Source organism: Armatimonadota bacterium, assembly GCA_031459765.1.
GTDB lineage: Bacteria > Sysuimicrobiota > Sysuimicrobiia > Sysuimicrobiales > Kaftiobacteriaceae > Kaftiobacterium > Kaftiobacterium secundum.
This window is the reverse complement of sequence record JAVKHY010000004.1, coordinates 137,183-161,328: the sequence shown is the minus strand read 5'-3', so window position 1 is coordinate 161,328 and position 24,146 is coordinate 137,183. Positions and strand designations below refer to the sequence as shown.

Below are 24,146 nucleotides of genomic sequence, written 5' to 3'. Positions count from 1 at the left end.
GGGGACTAGAGGAGAACGTCCTTGCGGACCAGGTCGTCGTAGTCCTCCCGTTCCACGATGACCCGTGCCCGGCCGCCCCCGGCCAGGACCACCGCCGGGCGCGGGAAGCGGTTGTAGTTGCTGGCCATGGAGTAGTGGTAGGCGCCGGTGCTGAACACGGCCAGGATGTCGCCCCGGCGCACTTCGGGCAGGCGGGCCTCCCAGATCAGGACGTCGCCGGACTCGCAGCACCGTCCGGCCAGGGCCACGGTCTGCACCGGCCCGGCCAGGGGCTGGGCGGCCAGGACCGCCTCGTACCGCGCCCCGTAGAGGGCGGGACGCGGATTCTCGTACATCCCCCCGTCCACCGTCACATAGGTGCGGACGCCCGGGATTGTCTTGACCCCGCCCACCCGATACAGGGTCACTCCGGCGTCTCCCACGATGGAGCGACCGGGTTCGATGTAGAGCGTCGGCGGGGTCAGACGGTGCGCCTCGACCTTCGCCCGCACGGTGTCCACCAGAGTGCGGATATAGGCCGCCTTGGACGGCGGCTCATCGCTGGAGAGGTACCGGATGCCCAGCCCGCCGCCCAGGTTGAGTTCTTCCACGGCGATGGCCAGGGCATCCCGCAGACGCGCGGCAAACTCCACCAATGCCGCGGCCTCCAGACGGAACGGCTCCAGATCGCACACCTGCGAGCCGACGTGCGCGTGCAGGCCCCGCAGCCGCACGCGGTCCAGGGCGGCCGCCCGCGCGGCGGCCCGGTCGGCCGCCCCGTCGGCCAGGGCGAAGCCGAACTTGGAGTCCACTCCGCCGGTCTGGACGGCCCGGTGGGTGTGCGGCTCGATCCCCGGGGTGATCCGCAGCAGGATGTCGGCCGTGGTCCCCGTCCTGGCCGTGAGCTCGTCCAGCAGGCTCAGCTCGTCCTCATTGTCCACGACGAACCGGCCGACCCGCTCCCGCAGGGCGTAGCTGATCTCCTCCGGCGTCTTGTTGTTGCCGTGGAAGACCAGGTCCTCGGCGGGAATGCCGGCGCGCCGCGCCGTGTAGAGCTCGCCGCCGGAGGCCACGTCGATCCCCAGGCCTTCCTGATGGGCGATCTGACAGGTCGCGCCCACGCACAACGCCTTGGAGGCGAAGACCACGCGGCTGCGGGGATAGGCCTGTCTCAGCAGGTCCCGGTACTCGCGGCAGTTGGCGCGCAGGCGATCTTCGTCGAGGACGTGCAGGGGGGTCCCGTACTCCCCGGCCAGCTCCAGCGCGTCCACGCCGCCCACGGTGAGATGGCCCGCGGCGTTGACCGGAAAGCCGTGGGGCGGAACGGTGCGCATCGCGCCGAGTCTACCAGCCCCGCCGCGGAGGTGTCAACGCGGCGGGCGCGGCCGCGGCCAGGGGACGGGCCGGCGCACGATTGCCGCTGTGCCGGAGCGCGCAGTACACTGGAACAGACGAGGTGCTCCTATGCGCGACGTCGTGATCCTGAGCGCGGTGCGGACTCCGGTGGGACGATTCCTGGGCGGGCTGGCCGGCATTCCCGCCCCCCGGCTCGGCAGCATCGCCATCGCCGAAGCGGTGCGGCGCGCGGGTCTGACCCCGGCCGATGTGGACGAGGTCATCATGGGCAATGTCTTGAGCGCCGGGCTCGGCCAGGCGCCCGCCCGCCAGGCCGCGCTGTTCGCCGGACTGCCCCACTCCGTCCCCGCGACTACGGTGAACAAGATGTGTGGCTCGGGCCTGAAAGCGGTGATGCTCGCCCATCAAGCCATTGCCGTGGGTGACGCCGACCTCGCGGTGGCCGGCGGGATGGAGAATATGAGCGCCGCGCCCTACCTCCTGTCCAAAGCGCGATCCGGATACCGCCTCGGTGACGGGACGGTCACCGACGTCATTCTGCGGGACGGGCTCGTCGACGTCTACCGGAACATCCACATGGGCAACTGCGCGGAGCTGTTGGCCCGCGAGTATCGCATCTCGCGGCAGGAGCAGGACGACTTCGCCCGCCTCAGCTACTCGCGCGCCATCGCCGCGATGGACTCCGGCGCCTTCGCCGACGAACTGGTCAGGGTCGAGGGGGCGCCGGGCCAGGGCGAACCGGCGGTCGTCGCCGAAGACGAGGAACCGCGCCGGGTGAAGTTCGAGAAGATCGCGCAGCTGCGGCCCGCCTTCGAGGAAGGCGGGACCGTCACCGCGGCGAACGCCAGCAGCATCAGTGACGGAGCCGCGGCCGTGGTCGTGGCTGCCACCGACGTGGCCAGGACCAGAGGCCTCCGCCCGATGGCCCGCATCGTGGGCCAGGCCGGCGCGGCGCTGGCTCCGGAGTGGTTCACCATCGCGCCGGCCCACGCCACGCGGAAGCTGCTGGAGAAGATCGGCTGGTCGATAAGCGACGTCGACCTCTTCGAGATCAACGAGGCCTTCGCCGCGGTGGTCATCGGGGTGTGCCGCGACCTCGGGCTGCCCTATGAGCGGGTGAACGTCCACGGCGGCGCGGTGGCCCTCGGTCATCCCATCGGGGCCAGCGGGGCGCGGATCCTGACCACGCTGCTGTACGCCATGGCGCGGCATGAGGCGCGGCGGGGGGTGGCCTCGATCTGTCTCGCCGGCGGAGAGGCGGTGGCGCTGGCCGTGGAACGCCTCTAGCGCGCAGTGACCTCGGCGGGGTATCTCACCGTCGGCGCCCTGGCCGCCGCCATTGCGGCCTTCGCCGCGGGTCGGTGGCGGCCCGACGCCGTCGCCGTCCTCGCCCTGCTCGCCCTGATCCTCTTCCGCGTCCTCGACCCCCGTGCTGCGTTCGCCGGGTTCGGGTCTCCTGTCCTGGTGGCCGTCGGCGCCGTCTTCGTGGTGAGCGCCGCTCTGGAACGGACCGGAGTCGCCTCCGCCCTGGGCCGCCGCCTGGTGCGCCTGGCCGGAGCCAGCGAGGTCCTCCTCATTCTCTCCCTTGGCGGCGTGGCCGGCCTGCTCTCGGGCGTCATGAACAGCATCGGCGCCATGGCCGTTCTGCTGCCGGCGGCGATGGCCGCGGCGCGCGAGGCCGGGGTGAGCCCGTCGAGGTTGCTCCTACCGCTGGCTCTGGGCACCCGATTGGGCGGCAACCTCACCTTGATCGCGGGACCGAGCAACCTCATTGCCAGCAGGATCCTGGCGGACCACGGCCTGCGCCCGCTGGGCTTCTTCGAGCTCCTGCCCATCGGGGGACCGTTCCTGCTCGCCGGACTGGCCTTCATCGCGCTGATCGGACGGCGGTGGCTCCCATCCGCGGCTCCGGCGGAGTACCGCCGGCGGCGGAAGTGGAGTGAACTGTACCGGCTCGGGGAGCGTCTCTTCGAGATCTGCGTAGCGCCGAACTCGCCGCTCGCCGGCAGGACGCTGGAGGAGGCGGCGCTGGGCTCGGCCTGGGGTGTGACGGTGCTGAGTATCACCCGACACCGCCGGCGGGTCGTCGCGCCCTCCCCGCAGGACCGGGTGCTGCCCGGGGACCTCCTGCTCGTCCAGGGGCGCCTCGATGATCTCCTGCGCTCCGGCCGCCTCAGCAGGGACGACGTCCGGGAGCGCGACTCCGTCGAAGTCGACGGACTGGAGTCGCCGGAGGTGCGGGTGGTGGAGGTGATTCTCGCGCCGCGCAGCTCCCTGGTGGGCAAGACGCTGCGCGAGGTGGACTTTCGAGAGAAGTACGGGGTCAACGTGCTGGCCATCTGGCGCGAGGGGCGGCCCAGGCGAACCGGACTGGTGGACCTGCCCGTGCAGCTGGGAGACGCGTTGCTGGTCCAGGGACGCCGCGATCGGCTCCGCCTGCTCGGCAACGACCCCGACTTCCTGGTCCTGGAACCGGAGGAGACCCTGCCGCCGCGACCGGCCCGGGCGCCGTGGGCCGTCGGGGCCCTCCTGCTGATGATCCTGCTCGGCACCGCCGGGGTGGAGATCGCCGTCGCCGCGCTCACCGCAGCCGTGGTGGTGGTGGCGGGCTGCCTCTCGGCGGAAGAGGTCTACCAGTTCGTGGACTGGCGGTCGCTGGTCTTCATCGGCGCCATGCTTCCCTTCAGCACCGCCCTCACCGCCACGGGAGCCGCCGACCAGATCGTCAGAGGCGTCCTGGCTGCGGTGGGGGGCGGGACCCTCCCCGCCCTGGTCGTCCTGCTCGCCGTCGGCATCGTCGCCAACCAGGTGATGCCGTCGGTGGCGGCGACCGTGCTCCTGGCGCCTGTCGCCGTGCAGATCGCCTCCACCACCGGCGGCAACCCCCACGCCTTCGTCATGGCGGTGATCGCCGCCACCGGAACCACCTTCACGCCCATCAGCAATCCGGTGAACCTGCTGGTGATGGGACCGGGAGGCTATCGGCTGGCCGATTACGTGCGGCTCGGCCTGCCGCTCGCCTTACTGCTCGGGGGCCTCAGCCTGCTCCTCATCCCCCTCCTCTGGCCCCTCCGCTGAGACCGGGCCCTCCGCCGCGGGACGGATCCGGCGGGCGGTGGTGATGAAGGCCGTGTGCCCGACCATGCGGTGGGCCGGGCGGACGCTGGCTCCGTCGATGTTCCAGGGACGCAGCAGGGTCTCGGTGGTCTCGATCAGGGCGAAGACCCGGGCGGCCCGCAGGGTCCGGACCAGCTCCATCACCTGCGGTACCGTCGGCAGGTACGAGAGGAAGATCCCCCCCTCGCGCAGCGCGCCGGCCGCGTGGGGCACGGCGCGCCAGGGCTCGGGGACGTCAAGGACGATCCGGTCCAGCGGACGGTCCACAATGCCCTCATAGATATCCTGGGTCCGCATCACCAGCTGGGGCGCCGGCCCCAGGTACTGCTCGATGTTCCGCCGGGCCGTCCGGGCGAACTCCTCGCGCACCTCGTAGGAGTAGACCCGCCCGTCCGCCCCCACGGCCCGCAGCAGCGCCATCGTCAGGGCCCCCGAGCCGGTGCCCGCTTCCAGCACGGTCGCGCCGGGGTAGATGTCCGCCGCCAGCAGGATCACGCTGAGATCCTTGGGGTAGATCACCTGCGCGCCCCGCGGCATCTCCAGGACGAAGTCGGCGAGCGTGGGGCGCACCAGCAGGAACCGCTCGCCCCGGGTGGAGACGACGTAGCGGCCCTCCGTGGTGCCGATGAGGTCGTCGTGGGGAAGCCTGCCGCCGCGCAGGTCGCTGCTGCCGCCGCCCTTCAGGGTGATCAGATACCGCCGGGCCTTGCGGTCGATGAGGAGTACCGGCTCGCCGGCGCGGAGGGGACCAGCGCGCATGCCGGGTCAGGCCCGCACGCCCCGCGGCCGCACGTGCTCCCGCACCCAGCGCACGATGGTCTCCAGCGACGTGCCGGGGGTGAAGATCTCGGCCACGCCGGCCGCCCGCAGCGCCGGGATGTCCTCTTCGGGGATGATCCCGCCGCCGAAGACGACGATGTCTCCGGCCCCCCGTTCTCTGAGCAGGGCCACGACGCGGGGAAACAGGGTCATGTGGGCGCCGGAGAGGATGGAGAGGCCGATGGCGTCGGCGTCTTCCTGGATGGCCGCGTTGACGATCATCTCCGGCGTCTGGTGGAGCCCGGTGTAGATCACTTCAAAGCCGGCGTCGCGCAAGGCCCGCGCCACTACCTTGGCGCCGCGGTCGTGACCGTCCAGCCCGGGCTTGGCGATGATGATGCGGATCTTCTCGGCCATCAGATGATCGCCGGCTCGCGGTACTCCCCGTACACGGCACGATAGACGTCGCAGATCTCGCCGATACTGGCCCGGGCGCGCACCGCCTCCACGATCGGGTACATGGTGTTCTCGCCGGACTCGATGGCCCGCTTCAGCCGGTCCAGGGCCCGGCGCACCGCAGCGCCGTCCCGTTCCGCCCGGACCCGGCGCAGGCGGTCGATCTGGATCCGCTCCACCTCCGGGTCGATGCGCAGGATGGGGATCGGCGTCTCTTCGGGGATGACAAAGTCGTTGACCCCGACGATGATCTTCTCCTTGCGCTCCAGGGCCTGCTGAAAGCGGAAGCTCGCCTCGGCGATCTCGCGCTGGGGAAAGCCCAGCTCCACGGCGCGCACCATCCCGCCCAGGTCGTCGATCCGGCGCAGGTACGCGCCGGCTTCCTCTTCCATCCGGTCGGTGAGCGCCTCCACGAAGTACGACCCGCCCAGGGGGTCCACGGTGTTGGTGACCCCGCTCTCGTGGGCGATGATCTGCTGGGTGCGCAGGGCGACCCGCACCGCCTCCTCCGTCGGCAGGGCGTAGGTCTCGTCCATGGAGTTGGTGTGCAGGGACTGCGTGCCGCCGAGCACTGCGGCCAGCGCCTGGAGGGTTACCCGCACGATGTTGTTCAGCGGCTGCTGGGCGGTGAGCGACACCCCCGCGGTCTGGGTGTGGAACCGCAGCCACCACGACCGCGGCCGCGTCGCCCCGAACCGCTCCCGCATGATCCGCGCCCACATCCGCCGGGCGGCGCGGAACTTGGCGATCTCCTCGAAGAAGTCGTTGTGGCAGTCGAAGAAGAAACTCAGCCGCGGGGCGAAGGCGTCCACGTCCAGCCCCGCCTCGATCCCCGCCTGCACGTAGGCGATCCCGTCGGCCAGCGTGAAGGCCAGCTCCTGCACCGCGGTGGCGCCCGCCTCGCGAATGTGGTAGCCGCTGATGCTGATCACATTCCAGCGCGGCAGTTCCCGTGTGCCGAAAACCAGCATGTCCTGGATGAAGCGCATGCTGGGCCGGGGCGGGACGATCCACTCCTTCTGGGCGATGAACTCTTTGAGCATGTCCGTCTGGGTCGTCCCGCCCAGCTCCGGCCAGAGGAACCCGGCCTCCTCCGCGGCCACGAGGTACATCGCCAGCAGCACGTTGGCCGGGGCGTTGATCGTCATCGAGGTGGTGACGCGGTTCAGGGGCAGGTCCCGCAGGAGTACCTTCATGTCCTCCACGGTGTCGATGGCCACGCCCTCCCGGCCGACCTCGCCCAGGGCCCGGGGATGGTCGGAGTCGTACCCCATCAGCGTGGGCATGTCGAAGGCCACGGATAGCCCGGTCTGGCCCTGCTCCAGGAGGTAGTGGAAGCGGCGGTTGCTGTCTTCGGCCGAGCCGAAACCGGCGAACTGCCGCATCGTCCACAGGCGGCCGCGGTACATCGTGGGGTGGATCCCGCGGGTGAAGGGGTACTCCCCCGGATCGCCCAGATCCCGGGCGTAGTCCAGGCGCGCGGTGTGCGCCGGGCCGTAGACCCGGTCGATCTCCAGGCCGGAGATCGTCGTGAAGCGCGGCAACCGTTCCTCGGACTGCTCCTGATCGCTCACCTTCTCACCCTCCGGTCGTGCCCCGCAGGAGGAGTTCGGCCACATCCATTGGATGCGCCCTGGCGTCGGTGGCCTTCCCGGCATCCTCCAGCATCAGGGCGCAGAAGGGACAGGCCGTGGCGACGATGTCGGCGCCGGTGGCCGCGATGTGCCGGCTGCGCACGTGGCTCACCCGCTCGCCCGCGCGGTCCTCGTGCCAGTACAGACCGCCCCCCGCCCCGCAGCAGAAGGCCCGGTCGCGACACCGGGCCATCTCCACGCGGCGCACCTGCGGGATGGCGTCCAGAATCCGCCGCGGCGCCGCGTACTCGCCGTTGTGGCGTCCCAGGTAACAGGGATCGTGAAAGGTGATCCGCTGCGCCAGGCCCCGCGCCGGACGGAGTTTCCCTTCGTCGATGAAGCGGGCCAGGAGCTGCGTATGGTGCCACACCTCGTACCGGCCGCCCAGGGCCGGATACTCGTTCTTCAATGTATTGTAGCAGTGGGGACAGGGGGTGACGATGCGCGTCACGCCGTGGCGGGCCAGGGTGGCGATGTTCTGCCGGGCCAGGGTCTGGAACAGGTACTCGTGGCCGATCCGGCGCGCCGGATCGCCGGTGCACGTCTCCTCCTCGCCCAGGATGCCCACCTCGACCCCGGCCGCGCGCAACAACCCCACCAGGGCCCGCAGCGAGGCGTGGTTGCCCTCGTTGAGCGCGGCGGCGCAGCCCACCCAGAGCAGCCACTCCGCCCGGCCGCCCAGGTCGAACCGCGCCACCTCCGCCCCTGCGGTCCAGGCGGTCCGGGTCACGGCCGCCCCGCGGAAGGGGTGGCCGCGCGCCTCCAGGCTGCGCAGCGCCTGCGTCATCGGCTCCGGCAGGCGGGCTTCCTCCATCACCAGGTACCGCCGCATCTCCACGATCTTGTCGATGTGATCGTTGTCTGCGGGACACTCCTCGACGCAGGCGCCGCAGGAGAGGCACTGCCAGAGGAAGGCCTCAGAAAAGACCTCGCCTACCAGAGGAGGTCGGGCGACGTCGTCAGATGACCGCCCGGCCAACAACTGCGCTCCGACCGCCGTCAACTGCTTCCTCAGATCAGTATGAAGCCGGCGGGGATCCAATTCCTTGCCGGTGTTGTTGGCCGGGCAGACTTCCGTGCACCGGCCGCACTCCATGCAGGCGAAGGCATCCAGGTTGTCCTTCCAGGTGAAGTGCTCGGCGCGCGACGCACCCAGACGATGGGCCCCTTCGATGTCGAGGAGCGCCAGCGCCCCGCGCGGGCGGGCCCGTTGCAGCAGGACGTTGGGGATCAGCGTGATGAGGTGCAGGTGCTTGCCCTCGGGAATCCAGGTCAGGAAGTAGAGGATGAGGCCCAGATGCACCCACCAGGCGACTTCGAAGATCCCCCGGGCGGCGGCCTCCGGCAGGGTGTCGAGCCCCCCGGCGACGGCGCGCGAGGCGAAGGCCGCCTGCGCCCACCCGGCACGGCCCAGGGCGATGCCGGCCGCCCGGGTCAGCAGCAGAGTGGTCATGATGCCGGTGATCAACCCCAGGATGAGGTAGGCGCCGAACTGATCCTGGGTCTGCAGCCGCCACGGGCGGACGACCAGCCGCAGGTAGAGGGCGAGGAGGATTCCGACCAGGACCAGGACGATGAAGAGGTCCTGGAGCGCGACCAGCCAGGCCGCCTCGCCGACCACCGGCAGCGTCCAGCCCGGGACGAAGGCCTCCCCGAAGGCCTGCAGGATCGTGGTCAGCAGCACCAGGAACCCCCAGAAGATGAACAGGTGGAGCAGCCCCGAGGTAAAGCGGCGGAAGACCTTGGTGTGTCCCACCACCTGGACGAGCAGATGCCGCAGGCCCCGGGAGAGGGGTGCCAGCGGCACCGGCCCGTGGCCCAGGCGGATCAGGCGGTAGACGAACCACAGTTTGCGGCCGGCGATCCCCCCGGCCAGCGCGAGCAGCAGCAGGGCGGCCAGACCGCGCAGCCAGGTGATGTCCATCCCCTAGGTGCCCGCGGCGTCCTTGAGGCGTGCGATGAGGGCCGGCACGATCTGCCGGTAGTCGCCCACCAGGCCGAAGTGGGCCAGCGAGAAGATCGGGGCCTCCGGATCTTTGTTGATGGCGACGATGGTGCGGGCGCCCGAGACACCCGCCACATGCTGCGCCGCCCCGGAGATGCCCACGGCCAGGTAGAGATTCGGCCGAATGGACTTCCCCGTCTGGCCGATCTGCCAGGTGATGGGCACCCACCCCTCGTCCGCCGGCGGACGCGAGGCGCCCACGGCGCCGCCCAACACCCTGGCCAGTTCGGCCAGCAGTTTGAAGCCCTCAGGGCCGCCGATCCCGCGGCCGCCGCCCACCACCACCGCGGCGTCGTCCAGGCTGACCTCGGCGCGCTCGCTGTGGATCTCCCGGACCTGCAGGCGCAGCTCCGAGGGGATGTTCGCAGAGACCTCTTCCACGGTCCCTCGGACCGGGGCACGCTCGGGCACGTCCAGCGCCCGCGGCTTGACCGCGATGACCGCCGGCCTCGAGGTGATGGCCAGCGTGGCGATGGCCCGGCCGGCATAGACCTGCCGCCGGGCGAGGATCACTGTTCCGTCCACGTCCAGCGCCGTCACCTCCGTGGCCAGGGCCGCCCGGTGGCGGTAGGCCAGACGCGGGGCCACCTCCCGTCCCACCGTGTCGGCCGAGACCAGAACGATATCCGGGCGCTCCCGCCCGACCAGGGGATCCACCGCGGCCAGAACCGCCTCACTCTGCCCGGCGGTGAGAGCGGGATGGTCGCAGCGATACACCTTGCCCACCCCGTGGGCGTGGAGCTCGTCGACGGCGTCGGCCAGGTGCGCCCCGTGGCCGAGCACGGCCGCCGAGACCTCCAGGTCGAGCGGCCGGGCGAGCGTGCGGGCGCCGCCGACGAGTTCAAGACCCGACCGGCCCAGGCTGCCCTCCAGGGCAGTGGCCACGATGAAGATGCCGGGCATCGTCTCTCGCTCCTCAGATGATCTTGAGGGCCCGCAGCCGGCTCACCAGCGCCTCGGCCTGCTGGGCGGGATCTCCCTCGATGAATTCGCACTTGGTCGTGCGCTGGGGCACGGCCACCTCCCGCACCTCCACCCCCGTCGCCCCGGCCGCCGCGCCCAACTCCGCCCGCGTCCAGGTCTGCACCGGCTTGCGCATCGCCCCCATGATGTCCTTGACCTTAGGCAGCCGTGGCCGGAGCGACTCGTCGCTGGTCACGGACAGGACGGCGGGCAGCCGGACATCGACGACGTGAAATCCTTCGTCCGAGGTCCGGCGCACCGTGAGGCCGCCCTCGCGGACCTCGGCCCGGGTCACGAAGGTGACGCACGCCGCCTCCAGCGCCTCGGCCAGAAAGGGGGCCACGGCGCGCTCCACCCAGTCGGCGGACTCGCAGCCCGTCAGGACGAGGTCGAAGGATCCGAGGCGTCCGATCGCGGCGGCCAGGACCTGCGCCTTGTCGGCCGCCAGCGCCAGGGGCGCGTCGGCGTCGTCCACCACCACGGCCTCGTCCGCGCCCATGGCCAGCGCCAGGCGGACGGCGTCCTTTACCTCGCCGGCCGGACCGATGGTCAACGCCGTCACCTTCCCCCCGACCCGCTCCTTGAGCTGCAGGGCCAGCTCCAGCGCGTTCTCGTCGTAGGTGGAGATGACCAGCGGCTTGCCGGTCCGCACCTGCCGCTTCGTCGCCGGGTCGATGCCAAAGTCCCACGGCGGGAGTTCGGGATCCACCACCTGTTTGAGACAGACGATCGTGTGCACACGCCCTCCGGCCCTAGTGTCGCCCTCCCAGCACCTGGCGGGCAATCACCAGGCGCTGGATCTCCGACGTTCCCTCGTAGATCTCGGTGATCTTCGCGTCGCGGAAATAGCGCTCCGCGGGATAATCCCAGATGTAGCCGTATCCGCCGTGGATCTGCACCGCCTTGTGCGCTGCCCACATCGCCGTCTCACTGGCGAAGAGCTTGGCCATCGAGGCTTCCCTGGTGTGGGGGCGCCCCTGGTCGCGCAACCAGGCGGCGCGATACATCAGCAGGCGGGCCGCCTCGATGCGCGTGGCCATGTCGGCCAGCATCCACTGCACGGCCTGGAACTCGCCGATGGGCCGGCCGAACTGCCTCCGCTCGCGGGCGTAGGTCCGGGACGCCTCCAACGCCGCCCGGGCGATGCCCACCGCCTGGGCGGCGATCCCCAGGCGGCCCCCGTCCAGGGTGGCCAGGGCGATCCGACCTCCCTGGCCGGGTTCGCCCAGCAGGTTCTCCGCGGGTACGCGGGCGTCGTCCAGGATGATCTCGGCGGTGGAGGAACAGGTGATCCCCAGCTTCTTCTCCACCTTCCCGACACGGACCCCGGGAAAGGTCTTCTCGACGATGAAGGCCGACAGTCCTCGGGCCCCGGGCTCCGGACCGGAGCGGGCGTAGACGATGCAGACCTCGGCTTCCACCGCGTTGGTGACGAAGATCTTGGTGCCGCGCAGCAGCCAGGTGTCCCCGTCCACGAGCCGCGCCTCGGTCCGCAGCGACATGGCGTCCGATCCGCTGGAGGGCTCGGTCAAACAGTAGCAGCCCAGCTTCCGTCCCGAGGCCAGGTCGGGGAGGTAGCGACGCCGCTGCTCCTCGGTCCCGAACCTCACGATGGGATCGCACACCAGCGAGTTATTCACGGTGATGATGGTCTGCACGCCGGCCGACGCCCGGGCCAGCTCCTCCTGGGCGATGACGTAGGACACGGTGTCCAGTCCGGCGCCGCCGTAGGTCTCCGGAACGGTCATGCCCAGCCACCCGGCGTCCGCCGCCTTGCGGATCACCTCTGCGGGAAACTCGCCGGAGTGGTCGAGCTGCGCGGCCACCGGCAGGATCTCGCGCGCGGCAAAGTCCGCCGCCGCGGCCTGCACGACGCGGTGTTCGTCGGAGAGACGGAAATCCACCGCGGTCTACATTCTTGATCAGGGCGGGGGGCCCTGCTCGGTCTGCCGTCACAGGCCTCGGCGGCAGGACGTCTTCCGCGGGCAGGAGTCGAGGAGAGCCCGGAGGAATCACCACAGCGGAACGGATCGGCCCCGCGCACCGCTTCCCCAAGGAGCCGTCGACGATGAGCGATCATGTGGCCATTGTGGGCATCGGCTCCACCCCGCTCCGGACGCTGAGCCCCGACCAGTCCTACCGGGAGATGGTCTTCGCCGCGGCGGCGCGGGCCTACGCCGACGCGGGGGTCACCCATCGGGACATCGACAGCTTCATCAGCGTGGCCGAGGATCTCCACGAGGGCACGAGCATCACCGACGAGTACACCCCCGATCAGCTCGGCGCCGTCCTTCGGCCGGTGCAGACCGTCGCCGGCGACGGGCTGCAGGGCGTGGCCACCGCCTTCATGCTCATCCGCAGCGGGATCGCCGATCTGGTGGCGGTGGAAGCGCACTGCAAGTCCAGCAACATCCTCCGTCACGAGGCCGTGCTGGAGATGGCCTTCGATCCCCTCTACGAGCGGCCGCTGCAGGTCTATCCCCACTACGTGGCGGGTCTCGAGATGCGGCGCTTCCTCCACGAGACCGGGACCACCGAAGAGGCGGTGGCCCAGGTCGTGGTCAAGAACCGCCGGAATGCGCTGGGGAATCAGGCGGCGGCCTTCGGCGCGATGCTGGCGGCGGACGACGTGCTGGCCTCCGATCCCCTCTGCGAGCCGCTGCGGGCGCTGGAGATCAGCGCCTACGCCGACGGCGCCGTGGTCCTGGTGCTGGGGTCCGCAGAGGCGGCCAGGCGGGCGCCGCGGCCGGTCTGGCTCCGCGGCGTCGGCTGGATCTCGGGGAGCCCCTGGCTCGGCACCCGTCCCTGGGGAGCGGCATCCTACGCGGCGGCGGCGGCGGAGAAGGCCTACGCCATGGCGGGGGTGACCGACCCGGCCAACGAGATCCGGTTCGCCGAGATCGACGACACCTACGCCTACAAGGAGCTCCAGCACATGGAGGCCGCGCGCCTGGCTCCCCGGGGCGGCGCGGGGCGCATGACACTGGCCGGCGAGACCGGGCGTGGCGGCGCGCTGCCGGTCAACCCCTCCGGGGGAAGCCTGGGAATGGGGTACTGCTTCGACGCCACGGCGTTGTACCGGACCGCCGAAGCCGTGCGGCAAATTCGCGGGGAGGCCGGACGCCAGCAGGTGCGCGGGGCCACCCTCGGCCTGGTCCTGTCCTGGCGCGGGGTGCCCACCCAGACCGGCGGCGCACTGGTGCTGGCCGCGGCGTAATTGGGCGTAGCGCTCAGGGAGGTGAGGGCCACGGAGGCACCTCTGCTCGGCAAACCCCGGCGCCGGGTCGCGGTGGTCGGCGCGGGGATGAGCCTGTTCGTCCGCCGGGCCCTGGAGACCGGCAAGGAACTGTCCTACTATGCCGCCTCCCAGGCGCTGGAGACAGCCGGGGTGAAGCGGCGGGAGATCGAGGCGGTGGTGATGGTCACCGCGCCGGACGCCTTCGACGGCGTGCACATGAAAGGGGAATGGCTGCTGGACGGCGCGGGGGGCGCGGGGAAGCCCTACATGCGGACCTACGTGGGCGGCGGCTCGGGCGTCTTCGGCCTCATCAGCGGCTGGACGCTGGTGGCCTCGGGGCTGTTCGACCTCGTGCTGGTCATCGGCGAGGAGAAGATGAGCAGCTGCCAGCCCCACCCCCAGGGCGCCTTCCTGACCATCTTCGACCACACCATCGAGCGGCCGCTGGGACCGAATCTCCTCTGGATCTTCGCCCTCGAACAGCACCGGTACATGGCAACCTACGGGATCCGGAACGAAGACATCGCGCTGGTCTCCGTCAAGAACAAGCGCAACGCCCTGGACCATCCCGCCGCGCAGGTGGCCGCGAACCTCACCGTGAACGACGTGCTGGCCTCCGAGGTCGTCGCCTGGCCGGTGCACCGGCTGATGGTGAGCCCGGTCAGCGACGGCGCGGCCGCCCTGGTGCTGGCCAGCGAGACGGTGGCCCGCCGGCTGACGGACAAGCCGGTCTGGATCCAGGGCGTGGGCTGGTCGCTCGATACCTCGTACTGGGGGAACCGCGACCTGGCCTACCCGCGGTACGTCGAGGCGGCGGCGCGCATGGCCTACGCGATGGCGGGGGTGACCGAGCCCCGCAAACAGATCCACATCGCCGAGCCCTACGATCCCTTCGCCTACAAGGAACTGCACCACCTGGAGGGGCTGTTGCTTGCGGACAAAGGCCAGGCGCCGGAAGATCTGGCCCAGGGCCGGTTCGAGCGCACCGGTCCCCTCCCCGTCTGCCCGTCCGGCGGGCTGATGGGCGTCGGCAACCCGATCGCCGCGGCGGGCGTGATGAAGGTGTGTGAACTGTTCTGGCAGCTGCGCGGCGAAGCCGGAAGACGCCAGGTCCCCGGCAAGCCGGAACGCGGCGTGGCCCAGGCCTGGGGCGACCTGATGCAGATCGGCACGGTCGCAGTGCTGGGGATCCACTGAAGGAGCTGACTCGAAGGAGGGTGCGATGGCCAGGACGGTGACGCCGGGCCCCCGGCGAAGGCCGACGACGGCCTCCCCGCGGATGATCGATGCCCCTCCGCGGCTGCCGATGCGCGGGACCGGGCTGAGCGAGGCCGAGTTCCAGAAGACGGTGGCCACGGTGGAGTGGGTGCCGGCACTGGAGTACGGCTGGGACACGGGTGAGGCGATCGGCCGCTTCCTGGCCGGACTGCGGGCGGGCAAGATCTACGGCGTCCGCTGCCGGCGGTGCGGGCGGACGGTCACCCCACCCCGCGCCTTCTGCGAGCTGGACTTCAAGCCGATGGACGAATGGGTGGAGTTGCCGCCCACCGGTACGGTGAACACCTTCTCCGTGTGCTACGTCACCTGGGACATGAAACCGCTGCGGAAACCCCAGGTGCCCGCGGTGATCGAGATCGACGGCACGACTCCCCGTGTCGGCTTCCTGCACCTGCTGGGCGGGCTCAGGGGCACGTCGGTGGAGGCGGTGCACCGGCAGGTGCAGATCGGCATGCCGGTGCGTGCGGTCTGGAAGCCGGCGCGGGAGCGATCGGGCGCCATCACCGACATCCTCTACTTCGAGCCGGTCCGGGGGAAAGGGAGGAAGGCGTAATGCGCCCCACGGAGCGCAGAACGTGGTACGGCACCATGCCGGTGCAGTTCCGGTACACGCCCGGAGTGGCCGGGCGACGGTTCTTTGAGACGCTGCGCCGGACCGGTCGCCTGGCCGTCACGCACTGCGCGGAATGCCGCCGGACCTACCTGCCGCCCCGCCTGTACTGCGAGGAGTGCTTCGCCGATCTGAGCGCGGCCTGGAGCGAGGTGGAACCGCGGGGACGGGTGCACACCTACACCGTCGTCCACAGGGACCGGGAGGGACGGCCGCTGCGGGAGCCGGAGGTCGTGGCCTACGTCCGCATCGACGGCACCGATGGCGGGCTGGTGACGCGCCTGCGCCGGATCGCTCCCGCCGACGTGCGCATCGACCTTCCTGTAGAAGGGGTGCTCGTTCCCCGACGCCAGCGCACGGGGAGCCTCGAAGATCTCCTGGGTTTTGCGCCGGTCGGCAGCGCAGGGTCGCCGACTGCGGCGCGCCCGACGGCCGCCTCGAACCCCTCGCGGCCCCGCCGCTCCCGCCAGCCCCGCACCTCAACCGGGGCCTAGGGCTCCTCCGCCGGCAGGGTCCCGGCCGGGGGGACCTTGTCCGGATCGGTCCGCCACACCAGATAGGAGTAGACGACGGCCCAGAGGGTGAATCCGAGGCCGGCCGCGACCACCAGCCAGATGGCCCAGACCGCCCGCACCACGGCGAGGGCCATCAGCAGGAGCCCCAGCCCGATGAGGAGCCAGCCTCCCAGGCGATGGGTCCGCATCCAGGCCAGCTTGCTGGACAACGTCCACGGCGTGCGGATCCCGATGAACCAGTTGGGACGGATCTTCCCCATGAGGTTGCCGAAGATGACCAGCAGGCCGCCGGTAAGGAGGGGGACCCAGGCGCCGACGGCCACCTGGCGACCGCGGATCCACAGGTGGACGATGCCGTAGACCAACGCCAGGAACACGACGAGCGTCAACCGGATCGTCTGATAGGCGCCGGCAAAGTGCGGGTAGTTCGCCCGACCCGGGTCGATCCACGGCAGCGCCAGGAGCAGCAGGTAGAGCCCGAGGGCGAGGAGCGGGATCAGGAGCAGCCCCTCGACCTTCCCGCCGTACCGGTCGACCTGCCCGGCGACGTTCCAGTGCACGGGGATCCGGTCCGGCGCGGCCGGCCAGCTGACGGCCGCCAGGAGGAACATCCCCGCCAGCAGCAGCACCGGGGGCAGCTCGCTCTTCCAGGAGAGTCTCATCGTCCCACCCGCAGCAGCTCCAGGACCGTGGCGGCCGCCTCCTGTAGCGCCGAGGCGTTGAGGCTGTAGACGATGGTCGTGCCGCGGCGCTCGGCCACGATGAGGCCCGCCTGCTTGAGGATGGCGAAGTGGCCGGAGAGGGTGGAGCGGGCAAGCGGGAACCGCTCCGCGATCTCCCCCGCCGTCATGTCCCTCCGCCGCAACAGACGCAGGATCTCCCGTCGCGTTGGATCGCTCAGGGCCTGGAACAGGTCCGCCACGGCCGGGCCAATATTTCGGTAATCACCGAAATAATCCTACCGCAGATGGGCCGGACGGTCAACGCCGTCTCGCGCCGGGCGGGCGGCGGTGCGGCGCCTCCTGCCGCCGCTACGCCTGCGCGTAGTCGTAGAAGCCCCGGCCGGTCTTGCGGCCGTGGAGGCCAGCCAGGACCATGCGCTTCAGCAGCGGAGGCGCCGCGTAGCGCGGGTCCTTGAACTCCTGGAACATCGCCTCGGCGATGAAGTAGGTGGTGTCGAGGCCGACATAGTCCAGCAGCGTCAGCGGCCCCATGGGGTGGGCCAGGCCCAGCTGGACCGCGGTGTCGATGTCCTCCTTGCTGGCCACCCCCAGTTCCAGGGCGCGCACGGCGTCGAGCAGGAAGGGAACCAGGAGCAGGTTGACGATGAAGCCCGGGCTGTCCTTGCACACCACGACCGTCTTGCCCACGGACTCCGCGAACCGACGGCCCACGGCGAGGGTCTCTTCCGAGGTCTGCAGCCCCCGTACCAGCTCCACCAGTTTCATCACGGGCACAGGGTTGAAGAAGTGCATCCCCAGCACCTGGGCCGGACGCCCTGTGGCCGAGGCCATCTCGGTGATGCTCAGCGACGAGGTGTTGCTGGCGAAGATCGTGCGCGGCGGGCAGAGCCGGTCGAGTTCGGCGAAGACGGCTTTCTTGGCCGCCATCTGTTCCACGATCGCCTCGATCACCAGGTCGGCGTCGCCCAGATCCTCCAGCTTCGTCGTCCCCGTGATCCGCGCCCGCGCCGCCGCGGCCTCGGCGGCGGTGAGTTTGCCGCGCTCCACTCCCCGACGCATCGAGGCCTCGACCCGTCCGAGCCCTGTGCGGAGCAGGTCGTCGTCCACCTCCCGGACGACGACCTCGTAGCCGCTGCGGGCGCAGACTTCGACGATCCCCGACCCCATCAAGCCGCACCCCACCACGCCGACACGCCTGATCTCCATGGCCCGCCTCCCGTCCGTCAGCCCCTCGACCTCCTACCCCACCTCCACCTGCGCCCTGCCCACCTCGTCCTCGCCCAGGACCACCACCTGGTCGTACCCTTCGCCGGGGATCCTGGCCAGGGCCTCCTGCAGCATCTGCCACTGCCGGTGGATCACCGCCGCGCCCACCTGCCGCTCGCGCCGCCCGTCCCACAGCCGGCAGGTCTCCTCGGAGACGTTGAAGACGATCATCACCACCGGTCGCTGCCGGCGCCGCGCGATGCGCCGCAGTGCCCGTCTCGCTGCGGGATGCAGCGCGGTGCTGTCGGCCACGGCCAGCCGGCCGTAGCGCAGCCGAAGGTCGATGATCTGATGGAAGAGGGCGAAGGCGTCGGGGGAGACCCGCAGGTCCCGCTCGTCGTCGGCGATCATCGCCCGGCAGTGGTCCGAGGAGACGACGGCCGTGGCGGGGAAGTTGCGGCGGGCGAAGGTGGACTTCCCGCACGCCGCCGGCCCGCAGAGGATGACCAGGCACGAGTTCGGCACCACGATGCGCATCTCACGCCACGACCTCGTGCACCAGCGGCCGGCGGGGAGGGCGCTCGGCGGCGATGGTGTAGGCGCGCTGCACCGCTTCCAGGACCCCGCCCGCCCGGGCCGCGGTGCCGGCGTGGATTTCGGCCAGGGGCTCCCCCGGCCGCACCGGATCGCCGACCTTCTTGCGCAGGACGATCCCCACGGTCGGATCGATCACGTCGTCCTTGGTCGCCCGGCCGGCGCCCAACCGCATCGCCGCCAGCCCGATGGCTTCGGCATCGATGGCCACCACGGTGCCGGCCTCCGGTGCCGGCACCATCGCCACCTCCGGAGCCCGGGGCAGCCGCTCCGGGTGATCGACCACCGTCGGATCTCCCCCTTGGGCTTTGACCATCTCCCGGAACTTGGCCAGGGCCGTGCCGCGGGCCAGCGCCCCCTCCAGCCGGGCGCGGGCCTGCTCCGGCAGCGCGGCGACGCCGGCCAGAACCAGCATCTCCGCGCCCAGAACCAGACAGAGCTCGCGCAGATCCGGCGGGCCCTCCCCGCGCAGAGTGTCGAGGGCCTCGCGGACCTCGAGCGCGTTGCCCACGGCGGAGCCCAGCGGCTGATCCATGTCGCTGATGATGGCTACCGTCCGGCGGCCGACCTGCCGCCCGATCGCCACCATCGTCCGGGCCAGTTCCCGCGCCCCCTCCAGGGTCTTCATGAAGGCGCCCGAGCCGGTCTTGACGTCGAGGACAATGGCGTCGCTGCCGCCGGCGATCTTCTTGCTCATCACGCTGCTGGCGATCAACGGCACGCTGTCCACGGTGGCCGTCACATCCCGCAGGGCGTAGAGCTTCTTGTCCGCCGGCACCAGCTCCGCCGTCTGGCCGGCGATGGCGCAGCCGATACGGTTGACCTGCGCCACGAACTGCTGGCCGGAGAGCTGCGTGCGGAATCCCGGGATCGCCTCCAGCTTGTCGAGGGTGCCGCCGGTGTGGCCGAGGCCCCGGCCCGACAGCTTCGCCACGGGCGCCCCGCAGGCCGCCACCAACGGGACGAGCACCAGGGAGGTTTTGTCCCCCACCCCGCCGGTGCTGTGCTTGTCCACCTTCACCCCGCGGATGGCGCTTAGGTCGAGCTGCTCGCCCGAGCGGGCCATGGCCAGCGTGAAGGCCGCGGTCTCCTCCGCCGTCATCCCGCGGAAGAACACCGCCATCAGGAAGGCGCTCATCTGGTAGTCCGGGACCTCGCCGCGGACGAAGCCGCCGAGCAGCCACTCCAGTTCTTCAGCGCTCAGCGTCCCGCCGTCGCGCTTGCGCCGGATCAGATCGTAGGCGCGCATCGGACCGTCACTGCATCTCCCGGAGAATCCGCCGGACCAGACGGATGAACCGCGGCTCCAGCTCCCGGGCCGCGGCCATGACCTCCTCATGGCTGACCGGGGCCACCTGCTCCCCGGTGGCCATGTCGGTGATGGCGGTGATCCCCAGCACGCGCATCCCCATGTGCCGTGCCGCGATCACCTCCGGCACCGTGGACATTCCCACCGCATCCGCCCCCCACCGCCCCAGCATGCGCAGTTCCGCCGGGGTCTCGTAACTGGGACCGTGCACCCCGACGTAGACGCCCTTGCGGATGGGAATCCCTTCGGCCAGGGCGGCCCGCTCGGCGAGGGCGATCAGCTCCGGGTCGTAGGCCTGGGACATGTCGGGAAACCGCGGGCCGAGCTCGGGATCGTTGGGACCGATCAGGGGGTTGCTGCCCATGAAGTTGATGTGGTCGGCGATGATCATCAGGTCGCCCCGGTGCCACTGGCGGTTGATGCCCCCGGCCGCGTTGCTCACCAGCAGCACGGCGGCACCCAGACGGCGCATCACCCGGACCGGGAAGACCACCTCGGCCAGCGTGTACCCCTCGTAGAAGTGCACGCGCCCCTGCATGGCCACTACCGTCTTCCCTTCCAGCGTGCCCAGGATCAGCCGGCCGGCATGGCCTTCCACCGTCGACCGGGGGAATCCGGGAATTTCGGCATACGGAAGGCGCGCCTCGGCGTCGATCTGCTCGGCGAGGGCCCCCAGCCCCGAGCCGAGAATGATCGCCACCTGCGGGATCGTGCGCACCCGTGTCCTGATGGAGGACACGGCGGCGTCCAGTCGCTCGCGCAGCATCAGCCTCTCCTGCCTCCTTCCGCGGTGATGGCCGCCAGCATGCTGGTCCCCGGTCCCGACCAGGGAAGGCCCAGGGCCGCGGCCACGGTCGCGCCCACATCGGCGAACGTCTCCCGCACCCCGAGATCCACCCCGCCGGTCACCTGCGCCCCGCTCGCCAGCACCGGCGCGTACTCGCGGGAGTGGTCGGTGCTGGGGGTGGTCGGGTCGTTGCCGTGGTCCGCCGTGATCACCAGCAGGTCTTCGGCGCCCAGGCGCTCCCGGACCTCGCCCAACCCCGCGTCGATGACCTGGAGGTTCCGGGCGTATCCCTGGGGATCGTTGCGGTGCCCGTACCGGGTGTCCAGGTCCACTAGGTTGGCGAAGATGATTCCCCGGGGCGTGGTCTCCATCGCCCGCACGGTCTGCCTGATCCCGTCCAGGTCGTCGTGGGTCGGAACGGGGCGGGAGATCCCGCGCCCGGCGAAGAGGTCGGGGATCTTCCCGATGCCGACGACCTCCACCCCCGCCTCCCGGGCGACATCCAGCACGGTGGGCGCGACCGGCGGCAGGGAGAAGTCCCGCCGGCGGTCGGTGCGCGTGTAGCGGCCCGCGCTGCCGACGAAGGGCCGGGCGATGACCCGGCTGACGGCATGGGCGCCGACCAGCAGCGCCCGCGCCACGCGACAGATCTCATAGAGCCGCTCGGGGGGGATCACCGCCTCGTGCGCGGCCACCTGGAAGACACTGTCCGCAGAGGTGTAGACGATGGGGTACCCTGTCCGCTCATGCTCCGGTCCGAGGCGCTGGATGATCTCGGTTCCCGAGGCGGCCACGTTGCCGAGCGTCCCGGTGCCGATTCTCCGCTCAAACTCTTCGATGATCTCGGGGGGGAATCCGTTCGGATACGTCGGAAAGGGCCGGTCCAGGATGACCCCCATCAGTTCCCAGTGCCCCGTCGTGGAGTCCTTGCCCGGCGACATCTCCCGCATCTTCCCGAAGGCTCCGGCGGGACGCTCCACCGCGGCGACACCGCGGATGGGCACGATGCGGCCCAGCCCGAGCGTCTCCAGAGTCGGCAGGTGCAGACCGCCGACGGCGTCGGCGGTGTGCGGGAGGGTGGCGCTGCCCTCGTCCCCGTACCGCGCGGCGTCGGGCAGTTCCCCGACGCCGGCGCTGTCCAGCACGATGACCACGACGCGGAGAAAGGACGCCACGATGGTGGGGTTCGACCGCACGGGGGCCGGCGCCTACCGCTTCTGCGCCGGTTGCCCTCCCAGGGGACGACGCCGGACCGGGACGCGCATGGCGTCCCTGGGATGGGCCCGATCGTACACGGTCCGCAGCCGTTCCCGCGTCAGGTGGGTGTAGACCTGGGTGGTGGCGATCGAGGCGTGTCCCAGCATCTCCTGCACCGCGCGCAGATCGGCTCCTCCCTCCAGCAGGTGCGTGGCAAAGGAGTGGCGCAACACGTGCGGGGTCAGGCGCTTGGTGATCCCCGCGACCCGGGCGTAACGGCGGATCATCTGCCAGAACGCCTGCCGGGTCAGACGGCCGCGGCGGCTCACGAACAGCGCCGGCGACATCCGCCGACGGGTCAGCTGGGGACGGCCGCGGCGCTGGTAGGCCAGCAGGGCGGCCACGGCGCGGCTCCCCGTAGGGACCAGGCGGGTCTTGTCGCCTTTCCCCACGCAGCGCACCAGTTCCCGCTCGAGATCCACGTCGCCGACGTCCAGACCGATGAGTTCGCTGACGCGCAGGCCGCTGCCGTACATCAGTTCCAGCATGGCCCGATCCCGGAGGCCTTCGGGGGTGGTCGGGTCCGGCGCGGCCAGCAGCCGGTCCACTTCCTCCACGGTGAGCACATGGGGCAGGCGATGCGCCGGCCTGGGCGGGCCCAGATCCAGCGTCGGGTCTGCGGTCACCACCTGCTCCCGGAGCAGGTAGCGATAGAAGGAGCGGATCGCCGCCGCCCGCCGCCGGACGGTCGCCGGCGACCGTCCGGCGCGCCTGAGGTGCACGAGGTAGAGGGTGACAGCCGCCCGGCTGACTTCCGCCGGATCCCTCACTCCCCGACCGCGGAGGAATCGGGCGAAGTCATCCAGATCGCTCCTGTAGGCCTCGACGGTGCGGGCGGCCAGCCCCTGCTCGGCCAGGGCGTAGGCCAGATAGGCGTCGACCTGACGACCGAACGACGCCGGGACCGCCCCCGCCATGGCCCTACCCTCCGGGCAGACCGACGGCCCGTTCGGACAGCAGCAGGCCGATGACCGACTTCGCGTCGCGGATCTCCCCCGAGGCGACCATGGCCCGCGCCCGCTCCAGCGGCAGCCGGACCACTTCCAGGTCCTCCTCTTCGGCCTGGCGGCGGTCCGGCGCGAGGTCGCGGGCCAGGTAGACGTGCACCACTTCCGTAAGGAACCCCGGAGACGGCAGAAAGGAAGTCAGACGGGTGAGGCGGCCGGCGCGCATTCCGATCTCCTCCGCGAGTTCCCGTTGCAGGGCCGTCTCCGGGTCTTCCCCCGGCTCGACCGTGCCCGCCGGGATCTCCAGCAGCGATCCTCCCGCCGCCTCGCGGTGCTGCCGGACGAGCAGGACGCTGCCGTCGGGAAGCAGCGGGACCGCGGCCACGGCCCCCCGGTGCTCGACGATCTCGCGCACGCGGCGTCGGCCGTCGGAGGTCTCGACCTCGTCCACCCGGAGGGCGACGACCGCTCCCTCGTAGATCCGCCGGCTGGCGATCACCCGCACCGGAGCTCAGGCCCGCCTCTCCGCCACCTCTTCGGCGTACACCGGCGTCCCTTCGGAACGAACCAGCTCGCGGAAGGCGCGCATGATCCCCAGCGTCGTGGGACCGGGTCGCCCCGCGCCGATGGGCCGGCCATCGACCTCTACCACGGGACCGACCTCCGCCCCGGTCCCGCTGAGAAAGCACTCCTCCGCGGTGTACACGTCGTGCAGGGTGAACACCCGCTCCGCCAGAGGCAGCCCCAGCCGGGCGGCCAGCTCGATCACCGCGGCCCGGGTCACGCCCTTGAGGATGCCGAGGTAGGCCGGCGGGGTCCAGATCTCGCCCCGCCGCACGATGAACAGGTTGTCGGCGCTGCACTCGCAGACGTACCCGTCGGCGCTGAGCATGATCGCCTCGTCCACGCCGGCCCGGTTGGCCTCAATGCGGGCCATGATGTTGTTCAGGTAGTTGAGGGTCTTGGCCTGCGGCGACAGGGCGTCGGGACGGATCTTGCGCGTGGTGGCGGTGATCGCCCGCAACCCCCGCTCGTAGGCCTCGGCGGGGTAGAGCTGAATCTGATCGACGATGATCACGACCGTCGCCGTCCGGCATTTGCGGGGGTCCAGCCCGAGGTCTCCCACCCCCCGCGAGACCACCGGCCGGATATAGGCGTCCTGCAGCCCCGAGCGGCGGACCGTCTCCAGGATCGCCTGGCGCAGCTCGTCGCGGGACAGCGGGATCTCCAGCATCAGGTAGCGGGCGGAGTCGTACAGCCGGTCCAGGTGCTGCTCCAGCCGGAAGATCCGGCCGCCATAGGCGCGGATGCCTTCGAAGACGCCGTCTCCGTAGAGATACCCGTGATCGTAGACCGAGACCTTCGCCTCCTCTTTGGGAAGAAAGGCTCCGTTGACGTAGGTGACCAGCCCCATCGTCCCGACCTCCTTGGCCTTCGGATCTTCCTGCCGCCG

The 24,146-nt window shown here is 70.9% G+C and carries 24 protein-coding genes; 6 read left to right on the top strand and 18 right to left on the bottom strand.

What is annotated here, in order from left to right:
- Positions 1-5: 5 nt before the first annotated feature.
- Positions 6-1,313, bottom strand: coding sequence for a diaminopimelate decarboxylase (gene lysA, locus QN141_07195; GenBank protein ID MDR7558258.1), 1,308 nt, complete (start codon positions 1,311-1,313; stop codon positions 6-8).
- A gap of 130 nt (positions 1,314-1,443) precedes the next feature.
- Between lysA and QN141_07190 the strand changes: the two genes are divergently transcribed.
- Positions 1,444-2,622: an acetyl-CoA C-acyltransferase gene (locus QN141_07190; protein MDR7558257.1), complete on the top strand. Its 1,179-nt coding sequence runs from the start codon at positions 1,444-1,446 to the stop codon at positions 2,620-2,622.
- A gap of 6 nt (positions 2,623-2,628) precedes the next feature.
- Positions 2,629-4,413 carry an SLC13 family permease gene (locus tag QN141_07185; protein ID MDR7558256.1) on the top strand — a complete coding sequence of 595 codons (1,785 nt, stop codon included), beginning with the start codon at positions 2,629-2,631 and terminating at the stop codon, positions 4,411-4,413.
- Here QN141_07185 and QN141_07180 read toward each other — a convergent pair.
- The 7 genes from QN141_07180 to QN141_07150 are packed head-to-tail and all read right to left on the bottom strand — an operon-like array spanning position 4,357 to position 12,173.
- Positions 4,357-5,211: a tRNA (adenine-N1)-methyltransferase gene (locus QN141_07180; GenBank protein ID MDR7558255.1), complete on the bottom strand. Its 855-nt coding sequence runs from the start codon at positions 5,209-5,211 to the stop codon at positions 4,357-4,359. The genes QN141_07185 and QN141_07180 overlap by 57 nt on opposite strands.
- 6 nt (positions 5,212-5,217) lie before the next feature.
- Entirely contained in the window at positions 5,218-5,628 is a 411-nt protein-coding gene (locus QN141_07175) for a cobalamin B12-binding domain-containing protein (protein MDR7558254.1), read from the bottom strand.
- Positions 5,628-7,241 carry a methylmalonyl-CoA mutase family protein gene (locus tag QN141_07170; GenBank protein ID MDR7558253.1) on the bottom strand — a complete coding sequence of 538 codons (1,614 nt, stop codon included), beginning with the start codon at positions 7,239-7,241 and terminating at the stop codon, positions 5,628-5,630. Before QN141_07170 ends, QN141_07175 begins: the two co-directional genes overlap by 1 nt.
- A 4-nt stretch (positions 7,242-7,245) precedes the next feature.
- Positions 7,246-9,225 carry a heterodisulfide reductase-related iron-sulfur binding cluster gene (locus QN141_07165; GenBank protein ID MDR7558252.1) on the bottom strand — a complete coding sequence of 660 codons (1,980 nt, stop codon included), beginning with the start codon at positions 9,223-9,225 and terminating at the stop codon, positions 7,246-7,248.
- A gap of 3 nt (positions 9,226-9,228) precedes the next feature.
- Complete coding sequence (locus QN141_07160; GenBank protein MDR7558251.1) at positions 9,229-10,209, bottom strand: electron transfer flavoprotein subunit alpha/FixB family protein; 981 nt, start codon at positions 10,207-10,209, stop codon at positions 9,229-9,231.
- A gap of 13 nt (positions 10,210-10,222) precedes the next feature.
- A complete protein-coding gene (locus tag QN141_07155; GenBank protein MDR7558250.1) occupies positions 10,223-11,008 on the bottom strand; it encodes an electron transfer flavoprotein subunit beta/FixA family protein in 786 nt (261 codons plus the stop codon).
- Between the two features lie 13 nt (positions 11,009-11,021).
- Positions 11,022-12,173, bottom strand: a complete 1,152-nt coding sequence (locus tag QN141_07150) for an acyl-CoA dehydrogenase (protein ID MDR7558249.1) — start codon at positions 12,171-12,173, stop codon at positions 11,022-11,024.
- Positions 12,174-12,337: 164 nt separating this feature from the next.
- On the opposite strand from QN141_07150, the gene QN141_07145 reads away from it, so the two are divergent.
- Genes QN141_07145 through QN141_07130 form a run of 4 tightly spaced genes read left to right on the top strand, consistent with a single transcriptional unit; the run spans position 12,338 to position 15,889 of the window.
- Entirely contained in the window at positions 12,338-13,486 is a 1,149-nt protein-coding gene (locus QN141_07145; GenBank protein ID MDR7558248.1) for an acetyl-CoA acetyltransferase, read from the top strand.
- 21 nt (positions 13,487-13,507) lie between these two features.
- The gene (locus tag QN141_07140; GenBank protein MDR7558247.1) at positions 13,508-14,704 is read left to right on the top strand and encodes a thiolase domain-containing protein; all 1,197 of its coding nucleotides are present in this window, start codon (positions 13,508-13,510) and stop codon (positions 14,702-14,704) included.
- Positions 14,705-14,729: 25 nt separating this feature from the next.
- Complete coding sequence (locus QN141_07135) at positions 14,730-15,338, top strand: Zn-ribbon domain-containing OB-fold protein (protein MDR7558246.1); 609 nt, start codon at positions 14,730-14,732, stop codon at positions 15,336-15,338.
- Positions 15,338-15,889, top strand: a complete 552-nt coding sequence (locus QN141_07130) for a Zn-ribbon domain-containing OB-fold protein (protein ID MDR7558245.1) — start codon at positions 15,338-15,340, stop codon at positions 15,887-15,889. Before QN141_07135 ends, QN141_07130 begins: the two co-directional genes overlap by 1 nt.
- On the opposite strand, the gene QN141_07125 is transcribed toward QN141_07130, so the two are convergent.
- From QN141_07125 to ilvE, 10 genes are all read right to left on the bottom strand, one after another.
- Positions 15,886-16,572, bottom strand: a complete 687-nt coding sequence (locus QN141_07125) for a DUF1648 domain-containing protein (GenBank protein ID MDR7558244.1) — start codon at positions 16,570-16,572, stop codon at positions 15,886-15,888. The genes QN141_07130 and QN141_07125 overlap by 4 nt on opposite strands.
- Positions 16,569-16,832 carry an autorepressor SdpR family transcription factor gene (locus tag QN141_07120; GenBank protein MDR7558243.1) on the bottom strand — a complete coding sequence of 88 codons (264 nt, stop codon included), beginning with the start codon at positions 16,830-16,832 and terminating at the stop codon, positions 16,569-16,571. The genes QN141_07125 and QN141_07120 overlap by 4 nt, the downstream gene beginning before the upstream one ends.
- Before the next feature lie 109 nt (positions 16,833-16,941).
- The gene (locus tag QN141_07115; GenBank protein ID MDR7558242.1) at positions 16,942-17,799 is read right to left on the bottom strand and encodes a 3-hydroxybutyryl-CoA dehydrogenase; all 858 of its coding nucleotides are present in this window, start codon (positions 17,797-17,799) and stop codon (positions 16,942-16,944) included.
- Between the two features lie 33 nt (positions 17,800-17,832).
- The gene (locus tag QN141_07110) at positions 17,833-18,336 is read right to left on the bottom strand and encodes an AAA family ATPase (GenBank protein MDR7558241.1); all 504 of its coding nucleotides are present in this window, start codon (positions 18,334-18,336) and stop codon (positions 17,833-17,835) included.
- Between the two features lies 1 nt (position 18,337).
- Positions 18,338-19,642 (bottom strand): pyrimidine-nucleoside phosphorylase, encoded by a 1,305-nt coding sequence (locus QN141_07105; protein MDR7558240.1) that lies wholly within the window; start codon positions 19,640-19,642, stop codon positions 18,338-18,340.
- Between the two features lie 7 nt (positions 19,643-19,649).
- Positions 19,650-20,468, bottom strand: a complete 819-nt coding sequence (locus QN141_07100) for a purine-nucleoside phosphorylase (GenBank protein MDR7558239.1) — start codon at positions 20,466-20,468, stop codon at positions 19,650-19,652.
- Positions 20,468-21,685, bottom strand: coding sequence for a phosphopentomutase (locus tag QN141_07095; GenBank protein ID MDR7558238.1), 1,218 nt, complete (start codon positions 21,683-21,685; stop codon positions 20,468-20,470). Before QN141_07095 ends, QN141_07100 begins: the two co-directional genes overlap by 1 nt.
- A gap of 12 nt (positions 21,686-21,697) precedes the next feature.
- On the bottom strand, positions 21,698-22,663 hold the full coding sequence (gene xerD / locus QN141_07090; GenBank protein MDR7558237.1) for a site-specific tyrosine recombinase XerD: 966 nt from the start codon (positions 22,661-22,663) through the stop codon (positions 21,698-21,700).
- A gap of 4 nt (positions 22,664-22,667) precedes the next feature.
- Positions 22,668-23,198 (bottom strand): NUDIX hydrolase, encoded by a 531-nt coding sequence (locus QN141_07085; GenBank protein MDR7558236.1) that lies wholly within the window; start codon positions 23,196-23,198, stop codon positions 22,668-22,670.
- Between the two features lie 6 nt (positions 23,199-23,204).
- Entirely contained in the window at positions 23,205-24,107 is a 903-nt protein-coding gene (gene ilvE / locus QN141_07080) for a branched-chain-amino-acid transaminase (GenBank protein MDR7558235.1), read from the bottom strand.
- Positions 24,108-24,146 lie beyond the last annotated feature (39 nt).